Origin of the sequence: Dactylosporangium aurantiacum (assembly GCF_000716715.1) — a bacterium.
Taxonomy (GTDB): domain Bacteria; phylum Actinomycetota; class Actinomycetes; order Mycobacteriales; family Micromonosporaceae; genus Dactylosporangium; species Dactylosporangium aurantiacum.
In genome coordinates this window covers 1-19,334 of sequence record NZ_JNYJ01000068.1, presented here as the reverse complement: position 1 = coordinate 19,334, position 19,334 = coordinate 1, and the positions used below count along the sequence as shown (strand labels likewise).

General features: G+C 77.0%; 2 protein-coding genes. Both read right to left on the bottom strand.

Annotated features, from left to right (window positions below; all coding sequences use genetic code 11):
* Positions 1 to 286: 286 nt before the first annotated feature.
* Complete coding sequence (locus OP18_RS58285; protein WP_156090267.1) at positions 287 to 10,660, bottom strand: beta-ketoacyl synthase N-terminal-like domain-containing protein; 10,374 nt, start codon at positions 10,658 to 10,660, stop codon at positions 287 to 289.
* Positions 10,657 to 19,334 (bottom strand): type I polyketide synthase (locus tag OP18_RS46280; protein WP_156090266.1); only part of this gene is annotated, 8,678 nt, incomplete at its 5' end. The genes OP18_RS58285 and OP18_RS46280, both read right to left, overlap by 4 nt.

The following is a 19,334-nucleotide window of genomic DNA, read 5'->3' as shown; positions in this document are numbered from 1 at the left end:
AAACGCCGCTCGGCCGCCCCGGCCGGGCGGCGTTCGCATGTCACCGTCGGACTCGCCGGTGCGCCGGGCACGGGCCGGGTCGGCCGGGTCCCGACGGCGACACGGCAGCGGGTCATCGGCGAGCACGGCGTCCTCGTCCGGGCCCATGGAAACCCGGTTCGAGCCGACGTCCGGCGCGGTGCGCCCTGGACACCGGCGAGCGCGGCGGGCCGGCGGCGGGCCGAACGTCAACGCCGCAGGGGCGGCCGGCACACGAGGTGCCGGCCGCCCCTGACAGGCGCGACGCTCAGCGGGCCGGTGGGGGGAACAGCCCGTTGCGTACGCAGTGGGTCAGGTACATGGGCACCAGCTCGGCGATCGTCGGGCAGTGCAGGCCGACCGGCTCCAGCAGCGACCGGGTGTAGGTCGCGTCCGGCGGGCAGCTGTGCTCATAGTGTTCCGGACCCCAGGTCTCGATGCCGTATTTGATCATCTCGATGGTCTGCGAGTCGTACGGCTCGGTGCAGCCGGCGGAGCGGAAGCGCCGCTCGACGGCCATGCGGTGGAACTCGCGGACCGGGACGGCGCGGACGTCGTAGCCGAAGTCGCGGACGTGGTCGAAGATCTCGTTGAGGCTGCGGATGTCGGGGTTGGTGAGGTGATACGTCTCGCGGTACGAGGCGCGGCGCAGGCCCAGCTCGACGATGCCGCCGCTGACGTAGTCCACCGGGGTGATGTCCCAGTGGTTGGCGGTGACGGCGCTGACACCGGTGTCCACGACCGTCTTGAGCAGGTCGTAGTAGACACCCTTCACGTTGACCTCGCCGAACGGGTACCGGCCGGTCACCGAGTCGCCCATGATGTTGCCGGGCCGCACGATCGTCCACATCAGACCGTCGTCGGAGGCGGCGCGGACCAGCTTCTCCGCGTGGTACTTCGTCTCCTGGTACGGCAGGTGGTCGTACTCCTGGCCGAGCTCCAGGTCGAACTCGGTGAACGGGCGGTTGTCGTGCAGCAGCCAGTCGCCGAGGGCGCTGAAGCTGGAGACGTAGACGAGGTGCCGGTGCCCGGTGCGCAACGCGAAGTCGATCATGCGCTGGGTGCCGTCGACGTTGATCGGGGCCAGGGAGTCGTAGAACGAGACCAGGGTCGTGCGGGCGGCGGCGTGGATGGTGACGTCGACGTCGGCCGCCAGCCGGGTCAGCTCCTCCTCGTCCAGGCCGAGGTTGTCGAGGGTCACGTCGCCGAGCACCGGGGTGACCCGCCGGCGCAGCTCCGCGCCCAGGGCGCCCTCCTCGTCGTACACCGCCAGCAGCCGACCGATGCGTTCCAGCGCCGCCTCCGGGGAGTCGGCCCGCACCAGGCACCGGATCCGCGCGTCGGTCTTGGCCAGCAGGTCGTGCAGCAGCCTCGCGCCGAGCACGCCCGTCACGCCGGACATGAAGATCGAGTCGTACGGCAGCGGCGCCGGCAGCTCGATCGGCTCGACCTCCCGGGCCGGCTCGGCGAGCACCTTGCCGAGCCGGCCCGCCGGTGCGGCGCCGGGGCCGGTGCCGGCCAGCACGCCGCTGTCGACGAGGTGGTCGGTGAGGCCGCGGATGGTGGTGTGGTCGTCGATGACGGTGCCGGGGATGCGCACGCCGTAGGTCTTCATGAGCCGGTTGAGCATGCGGACGGAGACGACCGAGTCGAACCCGAAGTCGGCGAAGTCGGCGTCGGGGTCGAGCTCGTCGGCCGGCAGCTTGGTCAGCTCGGCGAAGATGCCGGTGATCTGGCTGCCGAGCCTGGCCCGGAACTCCTCGTGCGGCGCGGGCTCCGGAAGTCGCGGGGTCGCGGGTGACGCGGAGTCCGCGGGTGACGCGGAGTCCGCGGGCGCCGCGGCGGGCGCCGGGAGTGCGGCAGGTGCGGCGGGTGCCACGGTGGCGCGCTGGTAATCCTCCGGCACGATCCAGTGCCGTTCGGGGGCGAACGGGTAGGTCGGCAGGCTCACCACCCGGCCCGGGGCCGCGCCGAGACGCTCCCAGTCGACCGCCCACCCTTGGACCCACAGCTCACCGAGCCGGCGCAGCTCCCCACCGGCGCGCAGGCCGGTCAGGTAGTCGTGGTCCGCGGCGCTCTCCCCCGCCGGCCGGTCCTGATACGCCGGCACCGCGCCGGTCACCACGAGCCGGTCGGGCCGGCCCGCCGCGAACGCGTCCAGCCGCTCGATGAGCTCCGCGACCGACGACACGACCGTGGCCAGCCGGTGTTCGAAGGCCTCCCGCCCGACCATCAGCGTCCAGGCGACGTCGTCCAGCGCGACCGTCGCGGAGCGCAGGAACTGGGCCAGGCCGGCGGCGTGCGCGGTGAGCCGGTCGGCCTTGCGGGCCGACAGCACGATCAGCTGCGGTCCGGCCACCGGCACGGGCGCGGCGGACCGTCCGCGGTGCTCGGCGATGACGACGTGCCCGTTGGCCCCGCCGGCGCCGAAGGAGCTGACTGCCGCCAGCCGCGGGGACCCGTCCGGGCGCGGCGGCCACGGGGTGGCGGTCGTGGCGACGGTGAACGGACCGGCGGCGAAGTCGATGTTCGGGTTCGCCGGCTCCGCGTGCGGCGACGGCGGGATCGTGCCGTGACGCAGCTGCAGCAGGGTCTTGACGATGCCGGCGACGCCCGCGGCCGCCTCCAGGTGCCCGATGCTGGCCTTCGCCGAGCCGATCGCGCAGAATCCACGGTCGCCGGTGTGCTCCCGGAACGCCTTGGTGAGCGCGGTGATCTCGATCGGGTCGCCGAGCGCGGTGCCGGTGCCGTGCGCCTCCACATAGGACAGCTCGCGCGGGTCGGTGCCGGACTGCCGCAGCGCCTCACCGATGAGCCCGGCCTGCGCGTTGGGGCTGGGCACGTTGAACCCGTTGGTGCGGCCGCCGTGGTTGACCGTGCTGCCGCGGATGACGCCGTAGACGCGGTCGCCGTCCTCCTCCGCGTCGGCGAGCGGCTTCAGGACCAGGGTGGCGACGCCCTCGCTGGGCACGTACCCGTCGCCGCCCGCGCCGAACGCCCGGCACCGCCCGTCGGTGGACGCCCACCGCCCGTGGCCCAGCAGCAGGAACTTGCCGGGGTGGACGGTGACGTTGACACCGCCGGCGATCGCGTAGCCGCACTCGCCGCGCCGCAGCGCCTCGACCGCCAGGTGCACGGCGGTCATCGACGCCGAGCACGCGGTGTCCACCGCCATGCTCGGTCCGTTGAGGCCGAGGTGGTACGAGACACGGTTGGCCACCGCCCAGTACCCGACGATCGGCATGCCGACGAGCAGCTGGTAGTCGCCGTAGGTGACGCCGGCGAAGACCCCGGTGTCCTTGGTGCCACGGCGCGCGGCGGTGGCCCGCATCCGCGCCGGCGTATAGCCCGCGTCCTCGACGGCGGACCACGCGGCCTGCAGGAACAGCCGCTGCTGCGGGTCCATCCCCTCCGCCTCCTTCGGCGGGATCTGGAAGAACCGCGCGTCGAACTCGTCGACGCCGTCGATGAAGCCGCCCCAGCGGGCGTAGGTGGTGCCCGGCTCGTCGGGGTCGTCGCTGAGGTACCGGCTGTGGTCCCACCGGTCCGCGGGCACCTCGACGACGCAGTCCCGGCCCGCCAGGAGGTTGCTCCAGAACTCGTCGTTGTCGCGGGCCATCGGGTAGCGACCGGCCATGCCGATGACCGCGATGTCGCCGGTACGGGGGCGCTCGCCGCCCTCGGTGCGCGGCCGCGCCGACGGCTCGATCGCGGCGGCCGTCTCGACGACCGTCGCGGCGGCCGTCTTGGCGGAGGCCGGCGGCACCGCGGCGGCCGGCGCCGGGGTCGCGGTGAGCTCGCGGAGCCGGTCGGGGTAGGTGGCGGCGAGGTGCGCGGCGAGCTCCGCGATGGACTGGTACTCGAAGAACAGCGTCGCCGACACGGCCCCGAACGCGTCCTCGAGGTGCTGGTTGAGCTGGGTGATGAGGACGGACTCGATGCCGTACTCCGACAGCGGCGCGCGCACCCGGATCCGCTCCGCCGGTAGCCGCGCCTCGGTGGCCAGCAGCGCCTTCAGGTAGTCCTGGGCCAGGTCGACGAGGTCGGGCCCGCCGGACAGCGGGGCCTCACCGGACAGCGCCGCGCGGACCGGTCCGACGGCGAACGCGGCGAGGGACATGCCGGCCGGGAACGCGCCGCCGGGCAGCCGCACGCCGAACGCCCGGTTGATCCGGTCGACCAGCCGGGCGCGGCCGTCGTGGTCCAGCCCGGCCGTGACGGCCGGGACGCGGATGTCCACGTCGGACGGCTCGACGCCGAGCTCGTCGGCGGCCGCGCCGATCACCAGCCTGGCGAACCGTCCGCTGTCGACGGTCTCGGCGTCCGCCGGACGATCGACGGCCCCGGGACGATCGGTGTCCGCAGGCCGATCGATGTCCGCCGGACGGTCGGTGGCCGCCGCGGGAGCCGGCTCCGGCCGTAGGTGCGCGGTCGGCGGCTCGCCCTGCGCCCGGTCCACGGCGCCACCGGACGGGCCGGTCGCCGGGCCGGTCGCCGGGCCGGGGCCGGAGCCGGGGCCGTTGCCGGGGCGGGGACCGGGGCCGCCGCCAGGGCCGGGGCCGTTACCGGTGCCGGAGCCGTCACCGGTGCCCGCATCGGGCAGCCAGCAACGTTCGGCGTCGAACGAGTAGCCGGGCAGGTGACGGCGGCGGGTGGTGCCCTTGGGGTACATGCGGGTCGGGTCCAGGCTGCCGCCGGCGGCCCACGCGCGGCCGGCCTCGTGCGGGTCGCCGCCCGGCTCCGGGGCGACCACCGGGCCGGCCGGCGCGTCCGGGTCGACGCGGCCGAGGTGCACACCGGCCGGGCGGCCACCGGCGGCGAGCAGCGCGAGGCGGGCCCGCAGCTGCTCGACGGATCCGGCCACCACCGCCGCGCGATGCTCGAACGGCACCCGACCGGCCTGCATCGTCACCGCGACCTCGTGCAGGGCGGCGTCCGGCAGCCCGGTCAGGGCCCGCTCCAGCTCGGCGGCGGCCCGCCGCAGCGCGGCCTCGCTGCGCGCCGACAGCGGCACCAGCGCCTCGCGGGCCGGGGCGGGCGAGGCCGGCCGGCGCTCGTCGTGCCCGGCGACCACGAGGTGGGCGTTGGTGCCGCTGAAGCCGAACGAGCTGACCGCGGCGAGCCTGCGGTGCGCCGGCCACGGCAGCAGCTCCGTGTTGACGAAGAACGGCGAGTCCGCCAGTCCGGTGAGCTCGTTGTCGGCGGTGAAGTTCAGCGACGGCGGGATGTGCCCCTCGCGCATCGCCAGCAGGACCTTGATGAGCCCGGCGACCCCGGCGGCGTGCGAGCTGTGCCCGATGTTCGTCTTGATCGAGCCGATCGGGATGCCGCGCCGGGTGTCGGTGTACCGCCGGAACGCGCCGGTGAGGGCCTCGATCTCGATCGGGTCGCCGAGCCGGGTGCCGGTGCCGTGGGTCTCGACGTAGCCGATGTCGCCCGGGTCGATGCCGAAGCGGTCGTAGACGCCCGCGGCCAGCTCCTGCTGGGACCTGGCGCTCGGCGCGGTGATGCCGTTGGTGCGACCGTCCTGGTTGACGCCGGCCGCCTTGATCACACCGTGGATCGGGTCGCCGTCGGCGATCGCCCGGGCGAGGGGCTTGAGCAGCACCACGCCGGCACCCTCGGCCATGACGAACCCGTCGGCCGCCGCGTCGAACGCCCGGCACTGCCCCGTCGGCGACAGCATCCCGAGCGACGAGGTGAGCAGCAGGTGGTCCAGGGTGCTGTAGACGGCGACGCCGCCGGCCAGGGCGAGGTCGCAGTCGCCGGCGGCGAGGCTGCGGCACGCCTGGTGGATCGCGACCAGCGACGACGAGCACGCGGTGTCGAAGCTCATGCAGGGCCCGGTGAGGTCGAGGTGGTAGGCGACCCGGGCGGGCAGGATCGACGGGGCGTTGCCGGTGAACACGTGCGGGACACCGCCCAGTCCCCGGTCGCGGAGCAGGGTGATGTAGTCCGACGGTGGGGACCCGGCGAACACGCCGCACCGGACCCTCGCCAGCTGCCTGGCGTCGATGCCGGCGTCCTCGACCGCCCGCCACGCCTCCTGCAGGAACAGCCGCTGCTGCGGGTCCATGTAGTCGGCCTCGGCCGGGACGATGTTGAAGAACGCCGGGTCGAACAGGTCGACGTCGTCGAGGTAGCCGCCCCAGCGGGTGTACGTCCTGCCGGGGCGCGGCGGCCACGGCGCGTACACCGCGTCGAGGTCGAACCGGGCCGCGGGCACCTCGGCGATGCTGACCTGCCCGGCGACGAGGTTCTGCCACAGGGCGCGGGTGTCGCGGGCGCCCGGGTAGCGGCCGGCCATGCCGATCACGGCGATGTCCAGGGTACGGCTGGGCGCGGGTGTCCCGCCGACGAGCGGGACGGCGGCGGGCCGCGGCCGCGGCGCTGCGGCCGCCGGCGTGGTCGTCTGTGTGGACGTCGGTGCGGCGCTCGGGGTGGACGCTGCGACGGCCGGGGAAGGCGCCGGCGGCGCGACGGGAGCCGCGGGCGCACCGGCGGTGATGCGGGCGCCGACCGTGGCGAAGTGGGCGGCGAGGCGCCGCACGCTCGGGTGGTCGAAGACGACCGTCGGCTTCACCGCCACGCCGAGCGCCGCGTTGAGCCGCTCGACGAGCTTCACCGCCAGGATCGAGTCGACGCCGTACTCGGCGAACGACATGGTCGGGCGCACCTCGGCGACCCCGACGCCGAGCCCGTCGGCGATGATCGCGGCGACGACCGGCTCCAGCACCTCGGGCGGGTCCGCGGCAGGGACCTCGGCCGCCGCCTCCCGTGCGGTCTCCGCCACGGCCGGGTCGGCGCCGGACGCGGTGGGCGGCGCCGGCAGGGCGGGCCGGTCCGGCGCGTCGACCGGCGCGCCGGAGTTGGCGGCGACGATGAGCCGGAACGACGGGTCGGTGTCGGCGGTGAGGCCGGGCCCGTAGCCGGTGAAGTCCCGGTACCCGGTCCGCCGGGTCGCCTCCCGCCACTGCTCCACCGACAGCAGCGGCGAGTTCGGCAGCCGGCGCTGCGGGTCGGTGTAGCGGTGCCAGCCGTCGAGCATCCCGATCGACAGGGTGAGGATGTCGATGTCGGCGACCGGCTCACCGAGCACCAGCAGGCCGGTCGGCGCGAGCAGCCGGCGCAGCATGGTCAGCGACGCGTCGACGTCGGCGACCGCGTGCAGGGCGCTGGCGGCGAACACCGCGTCGAACCCGCCCTCGGCGAAGCCCTGCTCGACCGGGTCCCGCTCGGCGTCCAGGACCTTGAACCGTACGAACGGGTAGGTGCCGGCGAACGTGCGCCGCCCGTGCGCGACGAAGCTGCCGCCGACGTCGGTGTAGTGGTACTCGACCTCGGTGTCGCGGGCCGCCACGGCGGCGAGCACCGCGTGGGAGGTGCTGCCCGTGCCGGCGCCGACCTCCAGGATGCGCACCGGACGGCGGCCTGCGCGGGCCCGCACGTCGACGACGGTGCCGATGAACCGCGCGAGCTCCTCGCTGTAGAAGTCGTAGGCGGGGCTGCCGCGGTACACGCCGGCCATGAGGTCCACCCCCGAGCCGGGGAACAGGATCTCGGTCACCGGGATCTCACCGCGCAGCGTGTGCGGGTACGCCTGCACACAGGTGTCCAGCAGCCGCACGAACGGGTACGCCTCCGGGTGCTGTTCCAGGATCTCACCGCGCAGCGCCGCCAGGTCCTCGGTGCCCGCGGTGAGGCGCACCAGGCCGCCCTCCCGCTCGACGTGCCCGTGGCGTTCCAGCACGGCCAGGCAGGCATCGAAGAAGCGGAAGAACTCCGGCCGGATCCCCAGCCGCTGCCGCACCTCGGCGACCGTGCCACCGCCGGCCGGGAAGCCGAGCGTGCCGAGCTTGCGCGCGGCGGAGCCGGACGCGTAGCGACCCAGCAGCGGGTACGCGGCCTCCAGCTCGACGTCCAGGTGCGGGGTGCCGGCCTCGTACGCCTCCGTGATCGCCGCGATGGAGCTCGCGTCCGCCGGCTCGTCGAGCCAGTACCGGGTGCGCTGCAGCGGGTAACCGGGGACCGGCACCCGCCGCGCCGGCCCGCCGTTGAGGGTCGCCCAGTCGGGCCGGCCGCCGACCGTCCACAGGCGGGCGGTGCTGTCCAGGTCGCCGGCGGCGTAGTGCCGGCCGAGCAGGTCGGCGCGGCCCGGCTCGCGGTCCGCCTCACCGGCGGCCGTGCCGGTGTGCACCGCCGACGGCTCACCGGCGAGGTACCGCTCCAGGGCCGTCGCGGCCTCGCCGGGCGTCGCGGCGACGAGCGCCAGCCGCACCTCCAGGGCGGGCCGGCCCACCTGGAGCGTGCGGGCGATGTCGCGGAAGCGGCCCGGCTCGGCACCGCGCAGGAACGCGGCGATGCGCCCGGCGTAGGCGCGCAGCCGCTCTTCGGTGCGGGCCGACAGGACCAGCACCTCCGGCCCGGCGGGCGGGGCGGGCAGCGGCGGCGCGACGTACTCCTCGATGACGACGTGCGCGTTGGCGCCGCCGGCCCCGAACGAGCTGACCCCGGCCCGGCGGCGGCCGCCGGCCTCGGCGGCGGGGCGCGGCCACGGTTGGGCGTCCTGCGGCACCCGCAGCCGCGCCGCCGAGAAGTCGATCTCCGGGTTGAGCCGGTCGGAGTGCAGCGACGGCGCGATCGTGCCGTGGCGTAGCTGCAGCAGGACCTTGGTGACGGCGGCGACGCCGGCGGCGGCCTCCAGGTGGCCGATGTTGGACTTGACGGAGCCGAGCAGGCAGGGGTCGGTACGGCCGGCCAGCGCCCGGTTGAGCCCGGCGACCTCGACCGGGTCGCCGAGGGCGGTGCCGGTGCCGTGCGCCTCGATGTAGCCGATGGAGACCGGGTCGACCTGCGCCTCGCCGATCGCGCGGGCGATCGCCTCGCCCTGCGCCACCGGGTTGGGCACGGTGAGCCCGGCGGCCCGCCCGCCGTGGTTGACGGCCATGCCGAGGATGACGCCGTGGATGGTGTCGCCGTCCTCCTCGGCCTTCGCGAGCGGCTTGAGCAGCAGCGCGCCGACGCCCTCGCCGGGCACGTAGCCGTCGCCGCCCTCGCCGAAGGAGCGGCACCGGCCGTCGGAGGCGGCCATGTTGAGCGTGCGCAGCAGCAGGAACTTGTCGGGATGCAGCAGCAGGTTGACCCCGCCCGCGATGGCCGCGTCGCACTCGCCCTCCGCGATGCTGCGGCAGGCGAGGTACAGCGCGGTCAGCGACGACGAGCAGGCGGTGTCCACGGCCATGCTCGGCCCGGCGAAGTCGAAGAAGTACGAGACGCGGTTGGCCACCGACGAGGCCATCGACGGCACCGACACCGGGGTGCCGCGGCGGGTCGCGTCGACGCCGAGGAGCCGGTAGTCGGCCCACATCGCGCCGACGAAGACGCCGACCCGGTTGTGCGGGGCGCGGAAGTCGTCGGGCTGGTAGCCGGCATGCTCGACGGCGGCGTACGCGGCCTCCAGGAACAGCCGCTCCTGCGGGTCGAGGGTCGCCGCGGTGCTCGGCGGGATCCGGAAGAACAGCGGGTCGAACTTGTCGACGTCGGCGATGAACCCGCCGTGGCGGGGCAGCGACAGCCCGCCGGTCGGGTAGTCCTCGGCGCGCCACCGCTCGGCGGGCACCTCGGTGACGGCGTCGTGCCCGGCCACCAGGTTGCCCCAGAACGTGTCGAGGTCGCCGGCGCCCGGGTACCGGCCGGCGACACCGACGATCGCGATGTCCAGCGGCCGCCGTTCGGGCCGCGGCGGGCGCGGCGCGCGGCGGGGCATCGGGTGGTCCGGCGCGCCGGGCTCCGGCCCGACGCCGGCCGCGGGTGCCGGCTCGCGGACCGCGTGCACGCCGTCGAGGCGCACGGCGAGGATGCCGTCGGCGTCGTACAGGGCGATGTCGGCCTCGAGGGCGTCCGGCCCGGCCGGGCGGACCCGCGCGACGAGGTGGGTGAGCCCGTCGAGGCGGCGCGGCGCGCGGACGATACGGATCGACCGCGGCCGCAACGGCGCGGCGCCCTCCACGGTGGCCAGCCCGAACGTGGCGACGAGGGCCGCCTCCAGCAGCGCCGGGTGGGCGTGGAAGTCGCCGGCCCGCGCGGCCGCTTCCGGGCCGGGGGTGAGCTGGGCGACGACGTCGTCGCCGGACAACCCGACCCAGCCGCGGGCCCGCAGGAACTCGCCCTGGCGCAGGCCGCCGCGCCCGGCCCGGGCGTACAGCTCGGCGAGGTCCGCCGCGCCGGCCGCGGCCCGGCCGTGGGCGGCGAGGTCGAGCGGCGGCCCGGGCGGCTCGGCGCCGGCCCACCGCACGAGGCAGTCGAGGATCGGCACGGCCGTCCCGGTGTCCGCGCCGCCGGGCTCGACGGCGCCGGCGTCGGCGCGCACCCGGGTCGCGGCGCCGTCGGCGGTGGCCCGGTACACCAGCCGACGCGGCCGGCCGTCGGCGAAGCGGACCGGGCCGGGGAACGTCACCGCGGACAGTTCCACGCCGTCGGGGGCCAGGCCGCGCCGGGCCGCGGCGCGCAGCAGCACGTCGACGTGGCTGAGCTCGGGCAGCTGCGCGGCCCCGTGCAGGTGGTGGTCGGCGACGAGGGCGTCGCCCGGGCCGGCCAGGAGCTGGAAGTCGCCGAGTGCGGCTTCGCTGAGCACATCCGTCATGACAGGGGCTCCAACTGAAGTAGCGGCTGGTGGTGGAGGATGGTGCGGACTTCCTGGTCCTGCGCGGGGCGCAGCCTGGTGGTGAGGTGGTCGGCCAGGGCGGCCGGGGTCGGGCACTCGAAGACGAGCGTGGTCGGCAGGCGCAGCCCGGTGGCGGCGGCGAGCCGGTTGCGCAGCTCGACGGCCATCAGGGAGTTGAACCCGCTCTCCAGGAACGGGCCGTCGGGGTCGACGTCGCTGCCCCGGTCGTGGCCGAGGACCAGCGCGGCCTCGGCGCGCACGACGGCGAGGACGGCGCCGCCCCGCGCGGCCGGCGGCATCCCGGCGAGCCGGGTGGCGAGGTCCTCGGCGGGCGCCGTGGCCGGCAGCGTGGCCGGTGCGGCGCCGCCGGTCCGCGGGGCGAACAGACCGGCGAGCATCGGCGACACCGTCTGCGCCGCGCCGGCCAGGTGGACCGGCACGAGCACCGCGGTGTCACCGCCCGGACCGCACCTGCGGGCGGCGTCGAACAGGCGCAGCGCCCGGTCGGCGCGCAGCGGCCGCAGGCCGGTGCGTTCGATGCGCCGCAGCTGTCGCTCGTCGAGCCGGTCGGCCATGCCGTCGCCGGTGGCCCACGGCCCCCAGGCGAGCGACTGCGCGGGCAGGCCGAGCGCCCGGCGGCGCTCGGCGAGCCCGTCGAGGAACGCGTTCGCGGCGGCGTAGTTGGCCTGGCCCGCGTTGCCGAGGATGCCCGACGCCGAGCTGAACAGCGTGAACCCGGCCAGCGGCAGGTGCCGGGTGAGCTCGTCCAGGTGGTGGGCGCCGTCGACCTTGGCGCGCAGCACCCGCGCGATACGCTGCGGGGTGAGGTCGGCCAGCAGCGCGTCGTCGACGACGCCGGCGGCGTGCACCACCGCGGTCAGCGGGTGCCGGGACGGTATCCGGGCCAGCAGCGCGGCGACCTGATCCCGGTCGGCGACGTCGCACGCCACGACGGTGACCGCGGCGCCGGCGAAGTTGAGCGCGTCGAGCCCGGCCGGGTCACCGCGCCGCCCGGCGAGCAGCAGGTGCCGCACGCCGTGCTCGGCGACGAGGTGCGCGGCGAGCTCCCGGCCGAGCGAGCCGGTGCCACCGGTGATGAGCACGGTCCCGTCCGGGTCGAACGGCCGCGGCGCCACCGCGGCGGTGCCGGCGGCCGGGTCGAGGCGGGCGAGGTGCGGCACGAGGCCGGCGGCGCCGCGGACCGCGAGCTGCTCGGCGCCGCCACCGAGGAGCGCGGGCAGGGCGTGCCGGGCGGCCGCGGAGCCGTCGGTGTCGACGAGCACGAAGCGGCCCGGGTGTTCGGCCTGCGCGGCGCGCACCAGACCCCACACGGCCGCCTGGACCGGGTCGCCGTGCTCGCTCGGGGCGACGGCCATCGCGCCGGTGGTCACGACGGCGAGCCGGGCGGCGGCGAACCGGTCCGCGGCGAGCCAGTCCTGCAGCAGCGCGGCCGCGGCGGTGACCGCGCGGCGGGTGTCCGCGGCCGGGTCGGTGCCGGCGACCCAGCCGGCCGCGCCGGCCAGCACGACCGGCGGCACGAGCGGGCCGAGCCGGTTCAGGTCGGCGTACGTGTCGACCTCGCCGTCGCCGAGCGGCAGCGCGAGCGCGGGGTCGGGGGCGCCGACGACGGCCAGCCCGCGCGGCGCGGGCCCGGTCGGTGCGGAGGTCCAGGCGCGGCGCAGCAGGGTGCCGGCGGCGGCCGGGTCGAGCAGGTCGGGGGCGACGCCACGCACGTGCATCGACGCGACGCGGGCCACGGGCCGGCCGGTGGCGTCGGCGACGGTCAGCTCCATGCCGTCGGGTTCCCCCGCGACCGGGGCGAGCCGGACCCGCAGCGCGCCCGGTCCGGGACGGTGCACGCGCACGCCGTTGATGGCGAACAGGATCGGCAGCTGCCCCGCGGCCTCGGCACGTTCGGCGTAGCCCTCCAGGCTCAGGTGCGCGGCGGAGTCCAGCAGCGCCGGGTGGATGTTGTAGCCGGCCGCCCCGGGCCGGTGTGCGGGCGGCAGGTCGATCTCCGTGTACAGCTCGGCGCCGCGCCGCCAGGCCGCGCGCAGGCTGCGGAACGCGGGGCCGAAGTGGTATCCGCGGCGGTGCAGCCGTTCGTACAGCCCGTCGACGTCGACGGGCTGCGCGCCGGTCGGCGGCCACAGCGTGAGGTCCGGGTCGGCCTCGGCGGGTGCCGGCGCGGCGGCGACGCCGGTGGCGTTGCGGACCCACTCGGTCGCGCCGTCAGGGCGGGAGTGGATGCTCAGCGTCCGCCGCCCGGCCGCGTCGGGAGCGCCGACGGCCACCTGCACCTGGACGGTGGCGTCGCCGGGCAGCCGGACCGGGGTCCGGAACGCGAGCTCCTCCACCTGCCCGGCGCCGGCCCGCGCCGCCGCGTCGACGGCGAGCTCGAGCAGGGCGGTGCCTGGCACGATGACGACCCCGGCCACGGTGTGGTCGGCGAGCCACGGCTGCGCGGCGGCCGACAGCCGGCCGGTGAAGACCCAGGCGCCGGTCCCGGCGAGCGGCACGGCGGCGCCGAGCATCGGGTGTTCGACGGCCTGCAGCCCGAGCGCTCCCGCGGCCGGCGCGGGTGGGGCGGCGGGCCGCGGCCAGAACCGCCGGTGCTGGAACGGGTAGGTCGGCAGCGGCACCACCCGGCCGCCGTGCGGGCCGGTCACGGCGGCCCAGTCGGGTGACACGCCGTGGCCGTGCAGCTCGGCGAGCGCCCCGATGAGCGCCGCCGCCTCGGGCCGCCCGCGGCGCTGGGTGGGCACCACCACGGGCCCGGCGTCACCGGTGCCGGTGTCGAGGCAGTCGTGGGCCATGCCGGCCAGGACGCTGTCGGGGCCGAGCTCGACGAACGTCCGCACCCCGTGGTCGGCCAGCCACCGCACGCCGTCGGCGAACCGGACGGTGGCCCGGACGTGCCGTACCCAGTGCTCCGGTGTGGCGACGTCCGGGTCGGGTACACCGGTGACGTTGGAGACGACCGGGATGCGCGGCGCGTGCCAGGTGAGCGACTCGGCGACGGCCCGGAACTCCGCCAGCATCGGATCCATGCGGGCGGAGTGGAACGCGTGGCTGACCCGCAGCCGGCGGGTCCGGCGCCCCCGCCCGCGCCAGCGGTCCGCCAGCGCCTCGACGGCGTCCTCGTCGCCGGAGACGACGACGGCGTTCGGGCCGTTGACGGCGGCGATGTCGACCCTGCCCCTGAACTCGTCCAGGGTCTGCGTGACCTCGGACCCGGTCGCGTCCACGGCGAGCATCGCGCCGCCGGCGGGCAGCTGCTGCATGAGCCGGCCGCGGGCGGCGACGAGGCGGCAGGCGTCGGCGAGGTCGAGCACCCCCGCGCAGTGGGCCGCGGCGAGCTCGCCGACGGAGTGTCCCAGCAGGTGCGACGGCGCGAGCCCCCACGCGGTCAGCTGGCGGAACAGCGCCACCTGGAACGCGAACAGGGCGGGCTGCGCGACGGCGGTGCGGTGGACCGCCTCCTCGTCGGCGCCCGCCGCCAGCTCCGGCAGGTGGGCGGCGACCTCGTCGTACGCCGCGGCGAACACCGGCAGCCGGGCGTGCAGCTGCCGGCCCATCCCGGCACGCTGGCTGCCCTGGCCGGTGAACATCCAGGCGACCGCGGCGTCGGGCCTGGCCCGCCCGCGCAGGACGTTCGCGGCGCCGGTACCGGCGGCGAGCGCGGCCAGCCCGTGCCGCAGCCGGTCACGGTCGGCGGCCACGACGGTGCCGCGTTCGGCGAAGGCGGTGCGGGTGGTGGCCAGCGAGTGCGCGACGTCGGCGAGCACGGTGCCCGGCGCGGCGTCGAGGTGTTCGAGGAGGCGCGCGGCCTGGTCGCGCAGCGCCGCCGGGGTACGGGCGGCGAGCTGGAACGCCAGTGGCACGTCCACGGCGGGCGCCGGGGCGGGCGGGGCGGTGAGCGGCGGCGCCTCCTCCAGGATCACGTGGGCGTTGGTGCCGCTGATCCCGAACGCGGACACCGCCGCGCGCCGCGGGCGGCCGCCGCCGGGCCACGGCATGGCCGCGGTGAGGACCGCCACGGCGCCGGCGGACCAGTCGACGTGCGGCGAGGGCTGCGCCGCGTGCAGCGAGGCGGGCAGCACCGCGTGCCGCAGCGCCTGCACCATCTTGATGATCCCGGCGACGCCCGCGGCGCCCTGCGTGTGGCCGATGTTCGACTTGACCGAGCCGATCCGGCACGGGCTGTCCGCGGGCCGGTCCTGGCCGTAGGTGGCCAGCAGGGCCGCGGCTTCGATCGGGTCACCGAGCACGGTGCCGGTGCCGTGCGCCTCGACGGCGTCGACGTCGGCGGCGGCCAGCCCGGCGCTGCGCAGCGCGGCCCGGATGACGCGCTGCTGCGCCTCGCCGCTGGGCGCGGACAGGCCGTTGCTGGCGCCGTCCTGGTTGACCGCGCAGCCACGCACGACGGCGAGGACCGGGTGACCGTGGCGTTCGGCGTCGCTGAGCCGCTCCAGCAGCAGCATGCCCATGCCCTCGCCCCAGCCGGTGCCGTCGGCGGCGGCGGAGAACGGCTTGCACCGGCCGTCGGCGGCGAGCCCGCCCTGCCGGCTGAACTCGGTGAACGGCGTCGGTGTCGCCATCACCGTCACCCCGCCGGCCAGCGCCAGCCCGCACTCACCGGACCGCAGCGCCTGCGCGGCGAGGTGCAGCGCGACGAGCGAGGAGGAGCAGGCGGTGTCGACGGTGACGGCGGGCCCGGTCAGCCCGAGCGCGTAGGCGACCCGGCCGGAGATGACGGACGCGGAGACGCCGGTGACCCGGTGGCCCGCGACGTCCTCGTCGCCGTCGCGCAGCAGGTCGGCGTAGTCGTGGCTGACGACGCCGACGAACACGCCGGTGTCGGCGCCGTGCAGCGTGGCCGGGTCGATGCCGGCGCCTTCGATCGCCTCCCACGCGCCTTCCAGCACGAGGCGCTGCTGCGGGTCGGTGGTGGTCGCCTCGCGGGGGCTGAGCCCGAAGAACTCGGCGTCGAACCCGGCCGGGTCGGCGAGGAACCCGCCGTGCGCGGTGTGGCTGGCCCCGCCGGCGAGCCGGTCGAGGTCCCAGCCGCGGTCGGCGGGGAACGCGGTGACGGCGTCGGTGCCGCCGGCCACGATCCGCCACAATGCGTCGGGGTCGTCGGCGCCGCCCGGGTACCGGCAGCTCATGCCGACGATCGCGATCGGCTCGTCCGCCGGCCCGGCGCGCCGGTCGTCGCCGGCCGGTCCGGTGGCGGTCGCCGCGGCGGCCGGGCCGGCCTGGATGCGGGCCAGCAGGTGCGCGGCGATGCGGTCCGGGGTCGGGTGGTCGAAGACGAGGGTGCTGGCCAGTCGCAGGCCGGTGGCGGCGACGAGGCGGTTGCGCAGGTCCACCGCGGTCAGCGAGTCGAGGCCGAGCTCGCGCAGGGCACGGTCCGGCGGCACCGCGTCGGCGGCGCCGTGCCCGGCCTCCGCCTTGTGGCCGAGCGCCGCGGCGGCCTGGGCGCGCACGAGGTCGCGCAGCTCGCGCCGGGCCTCGTCGGTGGCGAGCCCGGCGATCCGGGCGGTGAACGGTGTCGGCGCGCCGGCCTGCGCGGCGGTGGCGTCGGGGGTGGGCGCCGCCGCGGCGGGGATCTCGGCGAAGAGCCGGGTCCGGTGCAGCGCGGCGAACCCGGCCGTGAAGCGGGGCCAGTCGAGGTCGGCGACGACGGTCGCGGACCGGGCGGACGGCACCAGGCGGCGCAGCACGGCCGCGGCGGCCGACGGGTCCATCGGGGTGAGGCCGCGGCGGCGCATCCCGTCGGCCTCGCCGGCCGCCATGCCTGCGCCGTCCCACAGCCCCCACGCGACCGCGGTCGCGGTCCGGCCACGCCGGCGGCGGTCCTCGGCGAACGCGTCGAGGAAGGCGTTGGCGGCGGCGTACGGGCCCTGCCCGGCGGCGCCCCACACGCCGGCGCCGGACGAGACGAGCACGAAGGCGTCGGCGTCGCCGAACACGTCGTCGAGCGCGAGCGCCCCGGCGACCTTGGTGTGCAGACCGTCGAGCAGGTCGGCGGCGCCGGCGTCGGCGAGGGCGACGGTGCTGCCGGCGCCGGCGGCGTGGCACACGGCGCGGACCGGCTCGCCGCGGGCGGCGGCGTCGGCGGCGAGCGCGGCGAGGGCGGTGCGGTCGGTGGCGTCACAGGCGGCGACGGTGACCGTGGCGCCCAGGTCACGCAGCTGCGCGGCGAGGGTTTCGGCGCCGGGGGCGTCGGCGCCGCGGCGGCTGGTCAGCAGCAGCGCGACGCCTGGGTGGGCGCGGGCGACGTCGCGGGCAATGTGCGCGCCGACCGACCCGGTGCCGCCGGTGATGAGGACCGTCCCGGCGGCCGGCGGCCAGACCCCGGCAGCGGGCACGGCAGCGGGCACGGCGGCGGGTTCGGGGGCGGGTTCGGGGGTGCCGCCCCCGGGGACGAGCCGGCGCGCGTACGTCCCCGTCGGGCGGACCGCCAGCTCGTCCTCGGCTCCGGCGACGAGCAGCGCCGCGAGCCGGTCGGCCGCGTCGTCGTCCAGGTGCCGCGGCAGGTCGACCAGGCCGCCCCAGCGGTCCGGGTGCTCCAGCGCCGCGACCCGGCCGAGCCCCCACAGCTGCGCCTGGGCGGGGTCGGTGAGCGGGTCGCCGGCGCCCGTCGAGACCGCGCCGCGGGTCGCGCACCACAGCGCCGCCGCCGGTGCCGCACCGGCCGCGCCGCGCAGCAGGTCCAGCGTCGCGGTCAGCGCGTCGAGGCCCGGCAGCGGCGCGCCCGCGGGGGCGTGCAGGGCGTGCAGCGACAGCACGCCGGTCCAGTCGCCGGGCTCCAGGGCGCCGGAGAGTGTCACCGCGGCGCCCCGGCGGGCCAGCGCCGCGCCGATCGCGGTGGCCTCCGCCCCCGTCCCGGGCGGGTGCACCACGATCCACGAGCCGGCCGCGGAGGCTGCCGGCGGTGCCGGCACGGGCCGCCACGCCACCGTGTACGTCCAGCGGTCCGCCGCGGTGTGCAGGGTGCGCTCACGGTGCCAGCGGGACAGGGCGGGCAGGTCCGCGTCGAGTCCGTCGAGGCCGAGCACGCGCAGGGCCGCCGGGTCCGCGGCGTCGACCGCGCGCCAGAAGTCGGCGTCGCCGTCGCCGGCGCGGTCCTGCTCGTCGAGCCAGTACCGGTCGGTCGCGAACGCGTAGCTGGGCAGGCGGGCCGGGCGGCCGGGGCTCACCAGGCCGGTGGCGGCCCAGTCGACGGGCACCCCGCACACGTGCGCCCGGGCGAGGGAGCGGCCGAGGCGCTCCGGGCCCCCTTCACCGCGGCGCAGGGTGCCGGCGGCGACCGTGTCCGGGGCGTCGACGGCCTCGGCGGTCTCCTCGACGGCGGTGGTGAGCACCGGATGCGGGCTCATCTCCAGGAACACCCGGTGCCCGGCGGCGATCAGGCGGGCCGTGGCGTCGGCGAAGCGGACCGGGCGGCGCAGGTTGGTGAACCAGTACCCGGCGTCGAGCTCGGTGCCGGTGAGCATCTCGCCGGTGACGGTCGACATCATCGGCACCTCGGCCGCGACCGGGGTGATCCCGCCCAGCAGCGCGGCCAGGTCGGCCCGGACCGCGTCGACCTGCGGTGAGTGCGAGGCGTAGTCGACCTCGACGCGGCGGGACCGCACGTCGTCGGCCTGGCAGCCGGCCAGCAGCGCGTCGAGCGCGTCGGGGTCGCCGGCCACGACGGCGGAGCGGGGGCTGTTCACGACGGCGACGGCGAGGCGGTCGCCGTACGCGGCGAGACGCTCGGCCAGCTCGGCGGCGGGCAGCTGCACCGACACCATCCCACCGCGGCCGGCGAGCGCGGACAGGGCGCGGCTGCGCAGCGCGACGACCCGGGCGGCGTCGTCGAGGCTCAGCGCGCCAGCGACGTACGCGGCGGCGATCTCGCCCTGGCTGTGGCCGACGACGGCGGCCGGGACGACGCCCGCGGCCCGCCATACCGCGGCGAGGGACACCATGACGGCGAACAGCACCGGCTGCACCACGTCGACCCGCTCCAGGTCCGGCGCGCCGGGCGCGCCGCGTAACGCGTCGTGCAGCGACCAGCCGGTGTGCGGGTCGAGCGCGGCGGCACAGGCGTCGATCGAGGCACGGAACACCGCGGAGCCGTCGAGCAGTTCGCGGGCCATCCCGGTCCATTGCGCGCCCTGGCCCGGGAACACGAACACGGGTCGCGGGTCGGCGGCGGCGACGCCGGTGACGGCCGCCGGGTCGGGCCGGCCCTCGGCGAGCGCGGTGAGGGCGGCGCGCACGTCGTCGGGTTCGGCGCTGAGAATCGCGGCGCGGTGGGCGTGGTGGGTGCGCGCGGTGGCGAGCGCGGCCGAGACCGCGGCCAGGTCCACGCCACCGTCCACGCCACCGTCCACGCCACCGTCCATGCCACCGTCCATGCCACCGTCCACGCCACCGTCCAGGGCGGCCGTCCCGGGCGGGGTCGCCGCGGGCGGGGTCATGAAGTCCAGCAGGCGTGCGGCCTGCCGGGCGAGGGCGTCGGCGGTCGCGCCGGACAGCAGCAGCGGCACGTCGGGCGCCAGCGCGGTTGGTGTGGGTTGGTTGGGGGGTTGTTCGAGGATGAGGTGGGCGTTGGTGCCGCTGATGCCGAAGGAGGAGATGGCGGCGCGGCGGGGGCGGT